Below are 17,128 nucleotides of genomic sequence, written 5' to 3' on the forward strand. Positions count from 1 at the left end.
GCGTCACGCAAACCGAAGTCGTTGGCCGATATTCATGCGCTTCGCCTTTTCGACCATGGCTGCACCGAGCGCGACGTCGGTGGTGCTGAGCCCGCGATGCCAGAAGAGGATGGTCTCGTCATCGCTTTCGCGGCCCGGCTTGGCGCCGCACACGATCTGGCCGATCTCGGCATGCAGCGTCTCCGCCGTCACCTTGCCCTCGTCGACATGACGGCGAAGGGCACCGAAGGGACGCCCCGGTCCGCATTGTCCCCAGTCATCGACGACCACCTTGTCCATGATATCAGTCAGGTCGAATTCGAGCGCGCTCATCGTGCCGTAAGGCACGACGAAGGCGCCTTTCTTGACCCAGGCGGTCTTGAACAGAGGCGTCGGCTCCGGCAGTCGGCTCGCCTCGATCATGATATCGGCGCCTTTCAGGCAATCATCCCAATTGTCCGTCACGATGATCTTCTTGCCGAGATCCTTTTCCAGTCGTGCGGCGAAGGCGTCGCGGCTTTCCGGACGGCGCGAATGCACGCGGATCTCATCGAAGTCGAAGAGGTGATCGAGCAATCGCACGTTCCAGTAGGAAGTGCCGCGTGCACCGATATGGCCGAGGATCTTGCTGTTCTTGCGGGCGAGATGGCGCGCGCCGATAGCGGTGACCGCACCGGTTCGCATGTCGGTGATGGCAGTCGCATCGATGATCGCCTTCGGTACGCCGGTGCGCGGATCGAAGAGATTGAGAACCGCCAGTTCCGAGGGCAGGCCCTGCTTGTAGTTGTCGACGAAATCGCCGACGACCTTGACGCCGGCATAATCGAGCGGCTTCACATAGCCGCGCAGCACATTGAAATGACCCTTATCGGAGCTCTCGGGCACGAGATGAACGCGAGGCTCGATGACCGCTTCGCCGCGCCCCTGCGCATCGAGTGCCTTGGTCACGGCGTCGAGTATTTCGTCGTTGGAAAGTGCCAGCGCCTTGGCGTCGATGGCATTGAGATAGTCGATCCAAATTTCCTGCATTACCGTTCTCCAGGCATGTCACCGGCTTTCGCCGCGGTCTCTGCGATAAATTCCATCACTCTCTGAAAATCAGGTCCTTGCGCACGGTCTTCCTCGAGCGGTGCCACCAGCTGGCGCACCTGTCGATAGGCACCCAGCGTCCCGCTGCCGAGCTCGCCCGCCACGCTGCGCAGCTCGACTGCCTGGGCCGACGCGACAAGTTCGATCGCCACGAGATAACGCATTCGCTCGATCATCGCTTCAATCTTCGCGAGGACACTTGGTGCCATCGACGCCTGATCCTCGATACCATCCGCGACCGGGATCGGCGTGAGCGACACGGGATTGGCCAGATGGCGTATCTCGGCTTCAAGCGCCGAGACCGTTTTCTGCACGGTGGCAAAACCCGTTCTGCTCTGCCCGAGCGGGGTCAGGAAACGCGGCAACTCCGACATGCCCGGAGACATGATTTTCATCGTTCTATAGGCGGTCGCCGCCGCACAATGAGCGATGGCCTGGCCGAGCCGCTCCCATGCGAGAACGAAGGCCGTCATGTCGAAATTGCCGTGAGACAGGATAAGTCCCTCGTCGGCGAGCACGACGGGATTGTCACCGGAGCTGGCAAGCTCGATCTCGGTTGCTGCGCGCGCTTCACCGACCGCGTGGAGTAGGGCGCCCCAGACCTGCGGGGTACAGCGATAGCTTAGAGGATCCTGCAGACGCCGTGCCGCACCGTCGACAAAAAGAGAGCTCCCGGAAAGCAGCTCGCGAAGTCTCGCCGCCACCTCGCGCTGGCCGAAGGCTGGCCTGGCCGTCAGCGCCCGGTCATCGAAGGCAGAGACGTTTGCCCGGAAAGCCTCAAAGTTCAACGCAACTGCCGCAAGCGACCAATCAAACAGCCGCTCGATATCCTCGATGCAGAGGCAGGCCTTGCCAACCGAAAGGCTGTTGGCGACCACAAGCACGTGGCCATCCTTCGGCGCAATCGGCAAAGGTGCTAGGTCAGCCTTTGATAGGGCATCCCGCGCCGGCATGATCGCGCCATCGAGTTCTGCCTCGCCATCCCCCAGCAAAGCGCGTCCCATATGCGCCAAGGGCGCAAGATCGGCGGCACCGATCGAACCGAGCGAAGGAACCACCGGATGAAAGCCCGCATTCAGTGCGGCAACGAGACCGGCGAAAACTGGGAGCGATACGCCGGAGCCGCCGGCCGTCATGCCAGCGATGCGGGCGGCCATCATCGCTCTGACGGTTTCGCGTGGCAGCGCCGGCCCGACCCCGACTGCGCGGGCCTGTGGCACGCGCAATTGAAAGGCGATCAGGTCATCAGTGGCAAGCCGGGTATCGACCCCGGCGCCTAAGGCTGTGGTCAAACCATAAACAGGTCGATCGGCCGCCAGGTAGTGTTCAACGACAGCGCGGGCAGCGGCAATTTTGTTTTCGACGTCAGGCGAAACCTCGATCCATGCGCTACGGCGCGCGATTGCGGCAATATCGCTCACCGTTGGGGACGCGCCGGTGAAGGATACGATATTATTCGTCTTGTTCATATCTGCCTGCCTCCGCGACGTGCGCCCGGTTTCCCGCGATCTTCGCCGGAATGTCTTTCCAGTCGATATTTGTCGTCGGACTTCGTAGATACCACGCATAGCACAGCACATGGCCGGCAATAGTCATATCGATTGAAGAACACCGCTATCTCATTGCAAGTCATATCCGGTGCGTAGAGGAGCGCCAGAAACAGCAAGCGGCCGTCCAAGGACTTGACGCAAACAAACAGGGTGATAGCGATGAGACGTTATCGCTATCACCATGTTTTGAACCGACGTCGGTTCGGTAGCGGATCAGCCGCCGATCATGAGCCTCACGACTTCCTCATGATTGGTGTCGGCGATGTTACGCTCACCGGCGACAATCCCTCGACGCAGGACGACGATGCGGTCGGAGACGGCGAAGATGTCCTGCAGATTGTGCGAGATGAAGATAACACCGCGTCCCTGCGCCTTCAGCGACTTGATGAGGGCCACGACCTTGCGCTGTTCGGGCACACCGAGTGCAGCGGTCGGCTCGTCCATAACGAGGATGCGGGCATTCCAGTAAACCGCACGTCCGATCGCGACGGCCTGCCGCTGGCCGCCGGAAAAGTTGCTGACCGGCGCATCGAGCCGCTTCACATGGAAATCGAGCTCCGCCATCGTCTTGCGCGCCGCTTCCGCCATAGCCTTCCGGTCGAGAACCGGCAGGAAACCGAAGAGCTTCTTCATCGGTTCGCGTCCAAGGAAGATGTTGGAGCCGATCGTCAGATTGTCGGCGAGCGCCAGATCCTGATAGATCGTCTCGATGCCTTTCTCGCGCGCATCCTGAGGCGATGAGAAGGTGACAGGCTTGCCTTCGATCAAGATTTCGCCGGCGGTCGGCGGATAGACACCGGAGATTGCCTTGATCATCGTGGTCTTGCCGGCACCGTTATCGCCCGCAAGTGCTACGACTTCACCGGGCCGGACGACCATGGAGCAATTGTCGAGGGCGCGCACCGCGCCGAAATAACGCGAGAGATTGCGGACCTCGAGGAGGGGAGTTGCGCTATTCATCCTGTTTTGCTCCGCTGAACCTGCGCTGCGCCTGGTCGATGAGCACCGAAATGATGATGACGATGCCGACCGCGATGAATTGCCAGAATGGCTCCACGTTCATGAAAACGAGTCCGTACTGGATGACGGCGATGACGAGAGCGCCGGCAACGGTGCCGATGATCGTGCCGGAGCCGCCGAATAGGCTCGCACCGCCGATGACGACGGCAGCCACGCTGTCAAGCAGCAGGGGTTCGCCCGCCTGGGCCGCGCCTGCTGTGAAACGGGCTGCATAGAGCGCACCGCCCAACCCGGCGCAGACGGCCGAGAGAATATAGAGCCTCAGCAAATGGGACTTGATGTCGATGCCGGCGCGGCGGGCGGCCTGAGCATTGGCGCCTATGGCGTAGTTGTGCTGGCCGAAACGTGTCTGGCTCAGCAGATAATGCGTGATGACCACGAAAACGAGCGTGACGATGACGAGATAGGGGACGCCGTAGAACCGCCCGTTGCCGAGTTCGGCGAAGTAAGAATTCTTGACCGGCACGGTGGTGCCGCCGGCAATCAGGAAAGCCGTGCCGCGGGCGACGCCGAACATGCCAAGCGTGCCGATGAATGGCGGAACCTTGAGACGGGAGATCAGGAGACCATTTATGAAACCGGGGACGGCGGCAGCCAGCATGGCAACGAGAATGCCGAATACCATCGCGACCGGCAGTGGCATGTAGAGCCCGGCAATATTGGCAATATGTGCCGCGACGACGGCCGCGAGACCCATGATAAAGCCGGTCGATAGATCGATGCCGCCGGAAATGATGACGAAGGTCTGTCCGATCGCCAGCAGCAGCGGCGCCACCGCGAAGATCGCGACGGACTGCCAGTTGAAGCTCGAGCCGACGAACGTGCCGCCAAAATCGATCCGCGCCCAGATCTCGAAGGTCACGATAAGCGCGGCAAGAAAGAGCCATGCGCGCAATTGCGCGATGCGGTTTAGGATGGTTTTTGCCTGGTCGCCATGGTCCGCCTGCGGCGCCACGTGATGATCCGCCTTGCGGACCTCTGCATTGTCGATTGTCATGGACTGGTCCAAACTGAAGCGTTGAAGGCGCGAAGATCACGGCGCCGCTCGCTCTATCATCGTTGGATAATGTGCCTCGCCGATCGGCGAGGCACAGACTATCTCCGCATCAATCGGAGTAGATGAACTTCGCGACGTTCTTGTCCGTCACGTTCGATTTGTCGATGACCGTGAAGCCGGTGCCGATCGCCGTCGGGATCGAATTGCCGGTCAGGTGCGCATAGGCTGCCATCACACCGAAATAGCCGATTTCAGCCGGATGCTGTGCGATCGCCAGATCGACGAGGCCGGAGTTGATGTTGTCGACGATCGACGTCGGCGCATCGAAGGCGACCACGCGGATCTTGCCCGTCTGGCCAGCCTGCTGCACGCCGTTGGCAGCACCGAGAGCGGAGAACAGATTGGCCCCGAAGACACCATCGAGATCGGAGTTGCGGGCGAAGACCGCCTGCAGCTGCGATGCCGCCTTGTTGGCGTCGTCGTCATTATACTGCGTCTCCAGAACGGTGATGTTCGGATATTTTTTCATTTCCTCCTTGAAGCCCTGCTCGCGCTGATCCGTGGTCGAGATGCCGGGCTTGACGTTGGAAACGTAGACCTTGCCCTTTTCGCCGACGGCTTTCGCCAGCGCGCGTGCGGCAATCGCGCCGCCGAGCAGATTGTCGGACGCGATGTAGGCCAGCGGAAAATCGGCATCGCCTTTGCCGGTCTGGTAGACACCGGTACCGATGAACGTATCGACGGTGATGACCGGGATGCCGGCATCATTGGCTTTTTTCAGCGGCTGGATCAGCTGGTCCTTGTCGGTCGGTGCGATGAGAATTGCATCGGGCTTCTTGGCAATCACTGCATCAAGGACCGGAACTTGTGTCACCGGGTTGAAATCGGGGCCACCTTGGAACACCAGCGTCGCGCCGATGGCCTTGGCCGCGGCTTCGGCGCCCTTGCGCATGGTGATGTAAAAAGCATCGGTCGTCAGCCCCGGTATAAGGGCAATCGTAAATTTCTTGTCTGCAGCTTTGGTGGTACCGGCAATAGCGGCAACACCGGTAGCGAGCGATGCCACGGCCGAAGCCTTCAGAAATGAGCGGCGCTCCATAATTTTCCTCCTCTTGAAACCGAACCTCCCCTGTCCGGCAACGCGATAATCAGTGGGTTACTGCGGCACGTCAAGTAATTTTTTTCTGCAAGGAATTTCCTTTATCTTGTTGATATAGCTGCACAATTCTGCCATGCACACGATGCCCACATCCGCAGGGGACATAGCGTCGCACGACGGTTCAGGATTATTTCGCATTTATGCCGTCTGCCCGGACGGCGGCGCCTGTCATTCGCGCTCGAAGACCTTTGAAAGCCAGGCCATGACAGCCTCCATATCCGGTTCCTCCGTCTGGTCGACCGTCATCACGGCACCACAGCCCATGGGCTCAGCCCGATCGGCAAGCGCTATCAGTTCCGGCACATATTCGGCACCCGGATGTCCCGGCAGCCGCTCCTTCAGCCGGCTGGCATAGCGCTCGCCCGCGACCGATCCAGGCACCTTGCACCAAAGCTCGGCGACATGGTCTATGTGCGCAGCATTGAGATAACTCTCCAGTTGAGCCTTCGGCTGAAAGCCGAACCACGCATCGACGATGAAGGTCGAACCCGTCGGCGCCTCCGCGATAAAAGACCAGATCGCCTGGTAGCTCGCCTTTCCCAGCGTCCGATTGAAGTCGCGGTCGACCGGACCAATGTGCTGCAGGAACGGGTTCTTGATGCCGTCGAGAGACAGGATCGGCCAGCCGGTCCGCAGCGACAAAGCCTTGGCCAGCCTGCTTTTGCCGGAAGCCGGCACGCCGTTGATGAGGACAACCCGCTTTCCTTGCGGTAGGGCATCAGCGCCGAAAATCAAAAGCCCAGAGCCGATCACGCCGGCATCGTCTGCAAGCTTCGCCGGCAATATGGCGGGGCAAAACCAGGGTGCGGGTGCCGGCAAGTCGGCTAGCGCCCGCGCAGCATCACAGCCGAGCCCGCCACCGAGCAGGATAATCTCCGGGTCCATGGTCGCTGCGATATTGTCGAGCGCAGCACGCAAGGGTGTTGCCCATTGGCGCAGCACGCGGACTGCCGTATCGTTTCCTTCTGCCGCCATGTCGAAGATTTCGCGGATTGTCGTCACCGACAATCCCGCTTCAGCGATGTGTCGGCGCAAAGCGGTTCCCGAACTGAAGGTTTCGACACAGCCGCGTCTGCCGCAAGGGCAGGGCGGGCCATCCTGCGATACACAAATATGGCCGAGTTGTCCGGCCGCCTTGTGTCCATGATAGATGCGCCCGGCATGAGCGACGGCACCGCCAATGCCCGTCCCGATCGTCAGCATCGCGACGTTCTGATAGCCTTTGGCACCACCGATCCGCATTTCTGCGATCAGCGCCATGCTGCAATCATTCTCGATGACAACAGGTTTTTGCAGCGCTGTCTCAAGCCGCTTTACGAAGTCGAGGCTCGAGAGGTTGAGGATGCCGCCAGACAGAATTTCGCGACTGTCGACATCGACCCGCCCTGGTATGCCGACACCAATCCCTAAAACTTCAGGAGTGTCGAGAGTGCGCGCCATCGCGATCACGCGCTCCAATGCCAACAGGGGATCGGTCGGAGTTCTTTCCGACAGCTTGGCAAGGATCTCGCCTTGAACGGAGACGAGGGCAGCGCGAATATTCGTGCCGCCAATATCGACGCCGATGGCGATATCAGCCATGAGCGCGCTGCCTTTGATCAGCGCCGTGCGAGCCTCTGCCCTTGAAGTGCGTCGCGATGACGGCCTGGATTTCGCGAAGCCTTGGCACCGCGACCGTCTCCAGCCGATCCTTCGTTACCGAACGGTCGAGCGAGATGCAGTCTTTCCAGAGCGAGCGACCGGCGATGACGCCGGAAGCTCCGTTGCGCATGGCATCCTCGACCTGGGTGAGGAAGGTTGCATGGTCGACGCCGGCCGACAGCACCGCCCAGGGCACGTCGCCCGAAAGGCGCGTGACTTCGGCACAGGCTTCCGACGAGCCCGGATAAGGGATTTTCAAGACCTTCGCGCCGAGATCGAGGCAGATCTTGCTGCCGCCGACGATCAGAGAGGGTAGTTTCGCCTTGTACTCGGCCTCATCCTCGTCTTCGAACTTGTAGGTCAGGAATTCAACGACCAGCAGAAGATCCTCATGCGCGAAATCTTCGATGCATTGCTTCAAGATCTGAATATTGTGGGCATTCGCCGCATCCCGATCCGAGCGCAGATAGACCATGATCTTGCCACCCGTTGCCCCCAACTGGCGCACGCGGCGGGCAGAAATGCCAGGAACCAGCTTCGACAGACGATAGCCCTCCGGCGATGTATCCCACCCGGAAGCATCGAGGCCGATCAGCAGTGCGGTATCGCGCTGAAGGACACGATCATCGACCAGCGCCGGCACGGCGCAGATGGGATCGACCAACACGCAGGACGCCTTGCTTGCCAGGAACCGGGCGATATCGGCCTTCGTGTCCCCCAGCACCTGGTCGGAGATCACTGCCTGCTCGGCCGGATCCCTGGCCAGAAGGCTGCGCATGCCGCCGCGCTGGTCACAGGCAATCACCATCATGGCGCCGTCGCTGCCGCAAATCTGCTGGTAGCCGCGCATCTCCGCTGTCGTCAATTTCGTCATGTGATCCTTCCTCCAGCCGTTGCGAAACGGCACCCATACGGGCACGCCTTCCCCACTCCTCGAAGAGGGCAGTGCTCCTTAAATTGAGGACTCTCATGCGCGGTATAAACGTTGCGAAACCGGGCTTTTTAAGCGATAACTCCTCAAGTGGCGTATGTGTAACACATTGCAGAAAGGAATTTCAAGCTGAATTCATCTCAATCGCAGGAGGCTGCGGCAAATCGCGCGTTGCTGCACACGGTCGCCAAACTGCACTACCAATCCGATATGGCGCAGGTGGATATTGCCAGGAAGCTCGGCCTGTCGACGGCGACGGTTTCGCGGTTGCTGCAGCGAGCCCGGGCAGTCGGGATCGTCCGGATTGAAGTGATCGATCTTTCACCTGCCGAGGACCTGAGTGCCGCACTGATCGACGGCCTGAAGCTGCGCACCGCTGCGGTGATCGATACGCCGTCATCAAATGTCTTGAGCGCGCTTGCCGCGCCTGTCGGCTCGCTTCTGCAACAGGCGGGCCTGCGTTCGGGTTCGACGCTCGGCATTGGTTGGGGGCGGGCGGTGCGCGAGGTGACAATGGCGGGCCTGCCGCAATTGCCCGGCATCGTCACGGTCGCGCTGAACGGTGGCATGCAGCATGCCGCGCCTCACTTTCAGATCAACGAATTCGTACGCCAGGCGGCGATCCAGATGGGTGGCGTGCCGCATTTCCTGCATGCGCCTTATATTTCTTCGACCGAACTCCGGGATGCATTCCTCGGAGATCCCACAGTCCAGCAGGTGACGTCTCTCTGGGACAGGCTGGACGCGGCAATCGTCGGCGTCGGGCTGACACATGCTGCCAACCCTTCGGAAACAGCGTTGCCGGGTGAAAAGGCGCTGAGCCAAGCAGCCGGCGACGTGCTGCGCCACTACGTCACGGAAGAAGGCGAGATCCTGCACTGGGATGGAGAGGAGGGGATGATTGCAGCCTCTCCCGCGCAATTGCGCAAGGTGCCGCTCTGCATCGCGGTTGCCGCTGCCCCCGGCAAGGCAAGCGGCATTATCGGCGCGGCGCGATCGGGAATGATCAACGCTTTGGTCACCGATGCCAATACAGCGCAGGCTATCCTCGATCGTCTGTCGTCCCATCAGAAAGCCGAGGATCGATCCTGATGCCCTTTGACGACCGCTCCTTCGGCGCGTTCCTGTTCGACATGGATGGAACCGTCCTGAATTCGATTGCGGTCGCCGAACGGGTCTGGACCGCGTGGGCGGAAAAACGCGGCGTCGATGCTATCGCGCTGCTGGCGACCGTTCATGGTCGCAAAGCGATCGAGACGATCACCCGCCTCGGCCTGTCAGGGATCGATCCCGCCGAAGAGGTGAGGGTACTCACACAGGCCGAAATCGATGATGTTGCCGGCGTCGAACCGATCGCGGGCGCTATCGGCTTTCTGAAAAGCCTGCCGTCCGATCGCTGGGCGATCGTCACCTCCGCCCCACGCGAACTCGCCAAGGTCCGCATTGCGGCAGCCGGTATTCCCTGGCCGGAGATTCTAATCGCGGGCGAGGATGTGCAACATGGCAAGCCGGCGCCGGATTGCTTCATCTTGGCTGCAAGGATGTTGGCGCAACCTATTGAAGAATGTCTTATTTTTGAGGATGCACCAGCGGGGATAGAGGCAGCAGAAACCTCGGGTGCTTCCGTGCTCGTGATCAGCGCGACCCATCGGAAGCCGTTATTCACACGGCATCCGACTATTGAGGACTATGATCGCGTCAGTGCGAGCATCGATGCAAATGCTCGTCTGCGTCTCTGTGCCAGACCCGATTGACCGGCCCCTCACCGAAACGGATCGTAGCCCGGCTTTTTATAGATCGTGTCTGACTTGCCCTGGATGTCGGGAACATAGACCTTCCCGGCCCAATCGGACATCGCCACATCCTCGATCGCGACGGAAACCGAACTCTCGTCAACGCCGAGTGTTTCGATGACCGCCTTGGCCAGATTTTCAGCCACGGCATGCTTCATTGCGTCGGTTCTTCCTGCTGCCATTTTCAAAATAATATGGGGCATCGGGTCATTCCTGTGTTTGTCGGAGATTGTCGGGCCGGTAAAAGTCTCCGCCGGACCAAGCTCCATGCTCTTTGCTTGTCCGCATAGGAAAAGCACTGACAGGATGAAGCTTGCTGCGGAAGGGTGCATTCCATGGCTATCCTTTCTTGGGTCTGGCGTTGCCTCCGACGTCGCTCATGGGGCTTTCGGCTCGTCTCGACGCCTTTGCGGAGCAAGGCAGATATCCGCACCGGATCTCGCAGCGATCCGGACGAATGGCGGCCGCTGCTACACCTTAGGGAACTGCAAAAGGAATGTAGGACGATCCGGATGCCGGATTAGCACCTGAATGCTGAAAGCACTTATGGCGCCTGCTCATGAATGCATTGCTGCAGCCTGCCGGTAATGCCGGCAGGCTGTCGTGATCGAAGACGCAAGGCGAACGTATCTTGATAGCCTGTCAGGCCGCTCGAGGCAGCATCGATTTCAGGTTCGCGTTGCCAGCCAGCGCCTCGATTGAGGGCGTGACGCGTCCGGCAATCAGCATCTCGCTGAGCTTGATATCCTTGGCGACCTTGTTGCCGGGGCCGACACCGCTTGCGGCGACCAGCCGCTGCTGGTCGTCGAGATGAAACAGGATGAAGGCACCGTCCCCGAGGTCTCTGCGCACAACCATGCGGCCCTCATCGGCAAGGCCGGCGATCTGCAGCGTATGATCGAACTGGTCCGACCAGAAATAGGGAACTGCCTGATAGCTGCGCGCCGCCCCCATCAAATTGGCGGCGGCGAGAATGCCCTGATCCTGTGCATTGCGCCAGGCTTCGAGACGCAGGCGGCGCCCGCCATAAAGGAGATGTGGAAACGAGCAACAGTCGCCGGCGGCATAGATATCGCGCGCCGATGTTTCCAGACGCTCATTGACCGCAATGCCGTTGTCGATCGCGATGCCGGCGCGTGCAGCAAGATCGGTGCGTGGCTGCGCACCGATCCCGACGACGAGCACATCGGCCGAAATCGCATCTCCATCGGAAAGAGAAATATCGACTCGCTGCTCATCCGCTTCGAGCCCGAGAACCGCCACGCCACATTTCATGACGACGCCATTGCCTTGGTGCAGGGCAGTGATCGCTTCGGCGATCGGTTCGGGGACACCGCGCTTGAGAATACGCTCCTGCGACTCGATGACCGTAACCCTCGCTCCGCGGCCACGCACCGATGCGGCGACCTCCAGGCCGATGAAACCGCCCCCAAGCACTGCCACATGCATATCGGCGCGAACGAGGAAACGGAGTGCAAGCGCATCGTCGATCGTCCGCAGGTAGACTATGCGGCTGCTGACGGGCGCGTTCGGCAACCGCCTTGGTGCCGCGCCGGTCGCCAGCAGCAGTTTGTCGTAAGGCAGCGCCCGCCCATCGGAGAGGAACAGATGCTTTCCCGACGTGTCGATGGCGTCAGCCGAGGCGCCGCCGATATGCCGGATTGCCTGCTCCGCCAGCACGAGATCATTGAGAACGGTTGGTATCCGAGGCTCCATCTCGCCAAGCAGAACCTGTTTGGAAAGAGGCGGCCGCTCGTAAGGAAGGTGAACCTCATCGCCGACGAGGGTGATCGCCTGCCGGTAACCGCCCTCCCTCAGGCTCAAAGCGGCGCGCGCGCCGCATTCACCGGCGCCAACGATGATGATGCCCGCATCGCCGCTCATGCGCTGAGCCCGATCAGGATGCGATCGCCTTCCACTTTGACCGGATAGGTTTTCAGATTGATGCAGACCGGAGCGCCTCGCGCTTCGCCCGTCTTATAGCTGAAGCGGCCATTGTGCTTCGGACACTCGATGGTGTCGTCCATCACAAGCCCATCGGCCAGATGGATTTTCTCATGGGTGCAAAGCCCATCCGTAGCGAAATATTCGTCATCGGGACTACGATAGATCGCAAAGGTTCGCCCGGCGTGATCGAAGCGGACAACATCCTCCTGATCGATTTCATCGGCAGCGCAGGCATCAACCCAGTTCGTCATTTCTTCCTCCTCATTGCAGTCGCCGCAAGGCGCGAAACGCATCATCCAATCTTGGGAGCAGGTCGACGTTGCACTTTGATCGCGCATCGTTTTTTCCTCCCGGCTGGTTTTAAGCATGCGCGAAATGCCCCTTCACATTCCACGCCGATTATGATCATTTTTCATCAGGGAGGAGCGGCATGAAGAAGGCACGTCTCGTGGACATCGCCGCCGCCGCTGGTGTCGGCCCTGCGACTGTGGAGCGCGTTCTCAACGAACGCGGCAGCGTCAGGCCGCAAACGGCGGAGAAGGTGGTGCTGGCCGCAAAGCGCTTAGGCTATAAGGGGATCATCCCAAGTCTTTATCGCGGCACGATCCGCATCGAAGTCATCCTGGTCAGGCCGGAGTCGCCGTTCTTCAGCCGACTCAACCGTGCCTTCGAGCGAATCGCCGCCTCGCTGGACAGCTCGATCACCGTCCACCGGACCTTTCTCGAAGAGAGCGAGCCGGAGAAGTTCGCTGCGCATGTGGCCAATAGCAGCATTCGCCGGCATGGCCTGATCGTTGCGGCGGTCGATCATCCGGCAATTCGGGAGAGCTTGCGAAAGGCGCGTGCCGCCGACATCGAAGTCGTCCAGATCGTTTCGTATCTCACGGGAAGGGACGACGTGTTCGTGGGGATCGACAACTATGCCGCGGGCCGAACCGCCGGCTTCTACATGTCGCAGATGCTGCGGCACGCGGCGGGAAGCATTGTCGCCATCTGTCATAGCTGGGCCTATCAGATTCACCGAGAGCGCATTCGCGGCTTCTCCGATTATCTCGGTTCTCAGCGTGGTTCGGCACTGCAGTTTTCGGAAGTCGTATTCGGCTGGGATGACGACGTGAAATCCGCGGAAGTGATGACGCAGGCGCTGCGTCGCTGTCCAGATATTGTCGGCATCTACAATGCCGGCGGCGCCAATCTCGGGGTCGGCTCGGTGCTTCAGCGCTTTCAGGAACGACAGGGAAGGGATTGCATCTGGATAGGGCACGAGCTCAACGACGAAACGCGCCGCTTCATCGCCTCTGGGTTGATGACGCTCGTTCTCGATCAGGCACCCGAAACCCAGGCGAGGCGCGCACTGGATGCGATATTATCGCGAATGGGGATTATCGACGTGCCCGTTAGCCAAGAGCCGGTTCCGTTCCTGACCTATACGACAGAGAATATTGGCCCGGCATCCAGTCACCAGTAAGTGACAAGGCCGGAGCCTGCGGAAGGAGGGCCGCAGGCTCCGGCATTTCCCGCCATCAACGGCCGATTGAACCGGTGGCGGGGGGAGAGCTCAATACGCGCATATGGAGCACATAGCGCCTTTGGCAAGTCCTTGAGATCATTGTCCTGGCTGGAAGAACCCAGCCAGGCTTCGGCTCGCTGCTAGCTTGGCGCGCCGGAGCGGCGGGCCTGCTTTTCTGCATATTTCTTGGCGCGCTCCATGAAGCGCTTGTTCATGCGGTCCTCGGCCTCTTTCGAGCCGTCGTGAAAGGTGCCGAACCACTGATCGAGCGGGATCACGCCATCGGCATAATTGCACTCGAAGAACTTGTGGTGGAGGTAATGGTCATAGGCATGGGTATCGATCCCGGCTTCCTCGCCGATCACGATCTTGTCGAAGCCGGCATGGCCCGGAGCCGGCGCAAGTGCCGCATGCGTCAGATGGAACAGCGCGTGGATCGGATTGGACGGTACGATCCAATGGATGAGAACGCCGGAGAAATACAGGAGATGCTCGACCGGATGCATGGCGAGGCCGGACCAGGGACCGGGATTGACGTTGTTATGATGCAGCTTGTGAACCGTATGATAGAGCGGCGGCCAGTGGATCAAGCGATGCACCAGATAGAAATGCAGATCGCGGAACGCCGGGATCAAGAGCATGATGATGGCGCAATAGATCGGATGTTCGGCGAAGTCGACATAGGGAATGAGGCCGTTCGCAAAGGCCCATAGCGTCAGCACTTCGAAGGCTGTCCAGAGGGGTACGGCGCTTGCAAAGGTCCAGATCACATTGTCGACGGTCTGGTTGCTGAAGAGGAAGGCGGAATTATCCTTCGACGGCCACTTGCTATTGTATTTGAAGCTCGTGCCCTGCTTCTTCTGCATGTAGAGGCGCAGGTGAAAGGCGCCGAAGAACAGGAAGACCAGGACGGCATTACGCACGAGAAGATAGGCGATCCAGCCCGGCGCCAGCGTCTTCATGGTCTCCATCGAGGGCGTCGCATAGAGCCAGAGCAATGTTGCGACGACGGCATAGACGACATTCCAGGGCATCAGATAGCCGGGATAGCCGAAGAACCATTTCAGGAACGCCAGCGGTTTCGCCGGCCAGATGAAAACGGGCGGATATTGCAAGAGCTTGTTGGGTTTCCAGTCGCCGCGCTTGTCTCGCGTGCCATACAGCGTATCGTCCATGAAGTGCCTCCCATTGAACGGAACCATGCAGTCAGTGTCAGCGGTGTCGGCCAGAAACGACAGCATTGATTTGATGAAATTTGCTCACGGCGGCGGAAAATTCGTCGGCTCATGATCTGAGGCGGGAAGGGGAGGCCAAAGCCACTCCTTCCCCTGCACCGTCAGCTCTGCTCCCCGCTGCCGATGCCTCTTTACTCAGTTGAGACTTTCGAACTGGGCCATGTTGTCTTTCGTCACCAGCTTGAAGGGTATCCAGACTTCTCGGTCGATCGGCTCGCCCCTGATGGCCTTGATCGCCGTATCGACGGCGCCGCGGCCCTGTGCCTTGGCGTCCTGGAAGACGGTGACCTTGAGGTCGCCCGACTTCATCGCTTGCAGCGCATCCGGCGTCGCATCTATGCCTGCAACGATCGTCTTATCGGTCGAACCGCCGGCATTCTTGATCGCTGAGATCGCGCCGAGCGCCATTTCGTCGTTGTTGGCAATGACGGCATCGAACGAAAGGCCTGACGTCAGCCAGTTCGATACCAGATCAGCGCCATCGACACGGCTCCAGTTGCCGACCTGCTCGCGGACCACCTTGATGCCGCTGCAATCGCCGGCCTTGAGCACATCGTGAACATCCTGCGTCCGCTGGCGGGCTGCCTGGCTCGATAGGTCGCCGACCATGACGACGACATTGCCCTTGCCGCCGAGCATGCGACAGACTTCCATCGTCTGCAACGTGCCGGATTCGGTCTCATTCGAACCAACGAAGGCCTGCTTCTTGCCGAGTGTGGAGAGATCGGTCGGCTGGATATTGACGTAGATCAGCGGAATGCCGGCATCTTCGGCAATCTTGCTGATCGCCGGCGTGCCGTCCGAATCCACCGGATCGACGATGATGGCCGAGACACCGCCGGCTGCGAAGTTGCGCACCTGATCGAGCTGCTTGTTGACGTCGTTGGCGGCATCCACCACCTGCAGATCAAGGCCCTTGGTCTTGCCGTAATCCTGCATGCCATTGGCGATCAGGGTCTGGAAATTGGTCGTCAGGTAGCCCATCGACACGCCTATCCGATCGGCGGCGTAGGCCTGCGACGACAGCATCAGCACAAGCGCGCTTGCACTCAGAAATTTCAACATGTTCTCCTCCCAGGAAACGGCGGCCCACCTGACCGCTTGGAAAGAGTTACCGGTGGGGCGGATCGGTGTCCGGGAGTATTTTGATGAAAAACCATCAGGCCGAGAGCTCTCACCAAGCGAATACATCCGCTTTGCAGTGAAAAGCGCCGATGATCAAAACCCATCATCGCGCTGACTGGCCAAGCGCTGGGATTCGTGATCTGAGCAAGCCACCGGCACGGGAGGACTTATGCAGAACTTGCTTATATTCCAGTCGCTCTGGTCCATGGAGCGGCGTAGTGCGAGATATCCGGAGCTTTCCCTGGAGGAAAGCATCGATAAGATCGCAGCTGCCGGCTTCGACGGCATCAGCGCCCATTGGTCCGATCGCAATCTTGTCTCCCGTGTCGCGGGCCTGCTCAAGCAGCACGGCTTGCAGGCGGAGGGACAGTGCTTCCCGAAAACCGTCGACGATCTGAAGCCGGTGCTCGAGATCGCCGCCGAATATAATGTCCATCACATCTGTCTGCAGCCGGATGTGCGCCTGCGACGGCTTGAGGATTGCATTCCGTTGCTGGAGGGCTGGCAACGCCTGGCGGAAGAGGCCGGCATCGATGTCTGGATCGAGACCCATCGCGACCGCATGACGACGGATCTCTTCTTCACGCTCGATCTGCTCGATCGCCTGCCGAACCTGCGGCTGCTCGGCGATATCTCCCATTTCCTTGTCGGGCGGGAGTTCGCCTGGCCGGTATCCGACGAAAATCATGCCCTTATTCATCGGATATTGGACAGCTCCTGGGCCTTCCATGGCCGCGTTGCCTCCCGCGAACAGGTCCAGATCGAAATTTCCTTCCCGCATCACAGACCCTGGGTCGATCTTTTCCTCAGCTGGTGGGAATATGGCTTCAAAAGCTGGCAGAAGCGCGCCGACAGGGACGCCACACTTGCCTTCACCTGCGAACTGGGGCCGAAGCCCTATGCAATCACCGGCAGGGACGGTGAAGACACGACCGACCGCTGGGAAGAATCGCTGCTTATGCGGCAAGAAATACTCGATTTATGGGCGAAGGTATCCGGCTAAGAAATCAAATTAGATATCGATCATAGGCTATTGATTTTGGAGGATTTTCTATGGACGTAAGAGCAGCGGTCGCGGTTGCGGCAGGCAAGCCGCTTGAGGTGATGACGGTTCAGCTGGAGGGGCCAAGAGCCGGCGAAGTGCTGATCGAG

At 60.0% G+C, this 17,128-nt stretch carries 17 protein-coding genes; 5 read left to right on the top strand and 12 right to left on the bottom strand.

The annotated features are described in order from the left end of the window. Positions 1–3: 3 nt before the first annotated feature. The 7 genes from PH558_RS09225 to PH558_RS09255 all read right to left on the bottom strand — a co-directional run bounded on the left by PH558_RS09225 (position 4) and on the right by PH558_RS09255 (position 8,309). Entirely contained in the window at positions 4–1,008 is a 1,005-nt protein-coding gene (locus PH558_RS09225; RefSeq protein WP_285203758.1) for an ornithine cyclodeaminase family protein, read from the bottom strand. Further along, positions 1,008–2,537, bottom strand: a complete 1,530-nt coding sequence (locus tag PH558_RS09230) for an HAL/PAL/TAL family ammonia-lyase (RefSeq protein WP_285203759.1) — start codon at positions 2,535–2,537, stop codon at positions 1,008–1,010. The genes PH558_RS09225 and PH558_RS09230 overlap by 1 nt, the downstream gene beginning before the upstream one ends. A 294-nt stretch (positions 2,538–2,831) precedes the next feature. Beyond that, positions 2,832–3,578 (bottom strand): ATP-binding cassette domain-containing protein, encoded by a 747-nt coding sequence (locus tag PH558_RS09235; RefSeq protein ID WP_015343065.1) that lies wholly within the window; start codon positions 3,576–3,578, stop codon positions 2,832–2,834. After that, positions 3,571–4,635 (bottom strand): ABC transporter permease subunit, encoded by a 1,065-nt coding sequence (locus PH558_RS09240; RefSeq protein WP_095436463.1) that lies wholly within the window; start codon positions 4,633–4,635, stop codon positions 3,571–3,573. Before PH558_RS09240 ends, PH558_RS09235 begins: the two co-directional genes overlap by 8 nt. 109 nt (positions 4,636–4,744) lie before the next feature. Beyond that, on the bottom strand, positions 4,745–5,734 hold the full coding sequence (locus tag PH558_RS09245) for a substrate-binding domain-containing protein (RefSeq protein ID WP_285203761.1): 990 nt from the start codon (positions 5,732–5,734) through the stop codon (positions 4,745–4,747). Positions 5,735–5,962: 228 nt separating this feature from the next. Next, positions 5,963–7,375: an ROK family protein gene (locus PH558_RS09250; RefSeq protein WP_285203762.1), complete on the bottom strand. Its 1,413-nt coding sequence runs from the start codon at positions 7,373–7,375 to the stop codon at positions 5,963–5,965. Then, positions 7,368–8,309, bottom strand: coding sequence for a tagatose-bisphosphate aldolase (locus PH558_RS09255; protein WP_285203763.1), 942 nt, complete (start codon positions 8,307–8,309; stop codon positions 7,368–7,370). The genes PH558_RS09250 and PH558_RS09255 overlap by 8 nt, the downstream gene beginning before the upstream one ends. Positions 8,310–8,537: 228 nt before the next feature. Here PH558_RS09255 and PH558_RS09260 point away from each other — a divergent pair, with 228 nt between their 5' ends. Further along, positions 8,538–9,458 (top strand): sugar-binding transcriptional regulator, encoded by a 921-nt coding sequence (locus PH558_RS09260; protein ID WP_285203765.1) that lies wholly within the window; start codon positions 8,538–8,540, stop codon positions 9,456–9,458. Beyond that, a complete protein-coding gene (locus tag PH558_RS09265; RefSeq protein WP_285203766.1) occupies positions 9,458–10,120 on the top strand; it encodes an HAD-IA family hydrolase in 663 nt (220 codons plus the stop codon). Before PH558_RS09260 ends, PH558_RS09265 begins: the two co-directional genes overlap by 1 nt. Before the next feature lie 8 nt (positions 10,121–10,128). On the opposite strand, the gene PH558_RS09270 is transcribed toward PH558_RS09265, so the two are convergent. The 3 genes from PH558_RS09270 to PH558_RS09280 all read right to left on the bottom strand — a co-directional run bounded on the left by PH558_RS09270 (position 10,129) and on the right by PH558_RS09280 (position 12,357). Next, the gene (locus tag PH558_RS09270; protein ID WP_285203767.1) at positions 10,129–10,428 is read right to left on the bottom strand and encodes a tautomerase family protein; all 300 of its coding nucleotides are present in this window, start codon (positions 10,426–10,428) and stop codon (positions 10,129–10,131) included. A gap of 373 nt (positions 10,429–10,801) precedes the next feature. After that, positions 10,802–12,043 carry an NAD(P)/FAD-dependent oxidoreductase gene (locus PH558_RS09275; protein ID WP_285203769.1) on the bottom strand — a complete coding sequence of 414 codons (1,242 nt, stop codon included), beginning with the start codon at positions 12,041–12,043 and terminating at the stop codon, positions 10,802–10,804. Beyond that, on the bottom strand, positions 12,040–12,357 hold the full coding sequence (locus tag PH558_RS09280; RefSeq protein ID WP_095437608.1) for a MocE family 2Fe-2S type ferredoxin: 318 nt from the start codon (positions 12,355–12,357) through the stop codon (positions 12,040–12,042). The genes PH558_RS09275 and PH558_RS09280 overlap by 4 nt, the downstream gene beginning before the upstream one ends. A 179-nt stretch (positions 12,358–12,536) precedes the next feature. On the opposite strand from PH558_RS09280, the gene PH558_RS09285 reads away from it, so the two are divergent. Beyond that, positions 12,537–13,574, top strand: coding sequence for a LacI family DNA-binding transcriptional regulator (locus PH558_RS09285; protein WP_285203770.1), 1,038 nt, complete (start codon positions 12,537–12,539; stop codon positions 13,572–13,574). Between the two features lie 182 nt (positions 13,575–13,756). On the opposite strand, the gene PH558_RS09290 is transcribed toward PH558_RS09285, so the two are convergent. After that, on the bottom strand, positions 13,757–14,791 hold the full coding sequence (locus PH558_RS09290; RefSeq protein ID WP_285203771.1) for a sterol desaturase family protein: 1,035 nt from the start codon (positions 14,789–14,791) through the stop codon (positions 13,757–13,759). 195 nt (positions 14,792–14,986) lie between these two features. Then, on the bottom strand, positions 14,987–15,916 hold the full coding sequence (locus tag PH558_RS09295) for a sugar ABC transporter substrate-binding protein (protein ID WP_285203772.1): 930 nt from the start codon (positions 15,914–15,916) through the stop codon (positions 14,987–14,989). Here PH558_RS09295 and PH558_RS09300 point away from each other — a divergent pair. Further along, entirely contained in the window at positions 15,915–16,091 is a 177-nt protein-coding gene (locus tag PH558_RS09300; protein WP_285203774.1) for a hypothetical protein, read from the top strand. The genes PH558_RS09295 and PH558_RS09300 overlap by 2 nt on opposite strands. Before the next feature lie 54 nt (positions 16,092–16,145). Then, positions 16,146–16,979 (top strand): sugar phosphate isomerase/epimerase family protein, encoded by an 834-nt coding sequence (locus PH558_RS09305; RefSeq protein ID WP_285203775.1) that lies wholly within the window; start codon positions 16,146–16,148, stop codon positions 16,977–16,979. Positions 16,980–17,128 lie beyond the last annotated feature (149 nt).

Source organism: Rhizobium pantanalense (assembly GCF_030182525.1).
Classification (GTDB): Bacteria; Pseudomonadota; Alphaproteobacteria; order Rhizobiales; family Rhizobiaceae; genus Rhizobium.

Bases quoted from the DNA above. Each gene is read 5' to 3' on its own strand.
- PH558_RS09305 (WP_285203775.1), top strand. From the start codon at position 16,146: ATGCAGAACTTGCTTATATTCCAGTCGCTCTGGTCCATGGAGCGGCGT.
- PH558_RS09255 (WP_285203763.1), bottom strand. From the start codon at position 8,309: ATGACGAAATTGACGACAGCGGAGATGCGCGGCTACCAGCAGATTTGC.
- PH558_RS09300 (WP_285203774.1), top strand. From the start codon at position 15,915: ATGTTCTCCTCCCAGGAAACGGCGGCCCACCTGACCGCTTGGAAAGAG.
- PH558_RS09275 (WP_285203769.1), bottom strand. From the start codon at position 12,043: ATGAGCGGCGATGCGGGCATCATCATCGTTGGCGCCGGTGAATGCGGC.
- PH558_RS09290 (WP_285203771.1), bottom strand. From the start codon at position 14,791: ATGGACGATACGCTGTATGGCACGCGAGACAAGCGCGGCGACTGGAAA.
- PH558_RS09250 (WP_285203762.1), bottom strand. From the start codon at position 7,375: ATGGCTGATATCGCCATCGGCGTCGATATTGGCGGCACGAATATTCGC.
- PH558_RS09265 (WP_285203766.1), top strand. From the start codon at position 9,458: ATGCCCTTTGACGACCGCTCCTTCGGCGCGTTCCTGTTCGACATGGAT.
- PH558_RS09240 (WP_095436463.1), bottom strand. From the start codon at position 4,635: ATGACAATCGACAATGCAGAGGTCCGCAAGGCGGATCATCACGTGGCG.
- PH558_RS09245 (WP_285203761.1), bottom strand. From the start codon at position 5,734: ATGGAGCGCCGCTCATTTCTGAAGGCTTCGGCCGTGGCATCGCTCGCT.
- PH558_RS09270 (WP_285203767.1), bottom strand. From the start codon at position 10,428: ATGGAGCTTGGTCCGGCGGAGACTTTTACCGGCCCGACAATCTCCGAC.
- PH558_RS09225 (WP_285203758.1), bottom strand. From the start codon at position 1,008: ATGCAGGAAATTTGGATCGACTATCTCAATGCCATCGACGCCAAGGCG.
- PH558_RS09295 (WP_285203772.1), bottom strand. From the start codon at position 15,916: ATGTTGAAATTTCTGAGTGCAAGCGCGCTTGTGCTGATGCTGTCGTCG.
- PH558_RS09235 (WP_015343065.1), bottom strand. From the start codon at position 3,578: ATGAATAGCGCAACTCCCCTCCTCGAGGTCCGCAATCTCTCGCGTTAT.
- PH558_RS09285 (WP_285203770.1), top strand. From the start codon at position 12,537: ATGAAGAAGGCACGTCTCGTGGACATCGCCGCCGCCGCTGGTGTCGGC.
- PH558_RS09280 (WP_095437608.1), bottom strand. From the start codon at position 12,357: ATGACGAACTGGGTTGATGCCTGCGCTGCCGATGAAATCGATCAGGAG.
- PH558_RS09230 (WP_285203759.1), bottom strand. From the start codon at position 2,537: ATGAACAAGACGAATAATATCGTATCCTTCACCGGCGCGTCCCCAACG.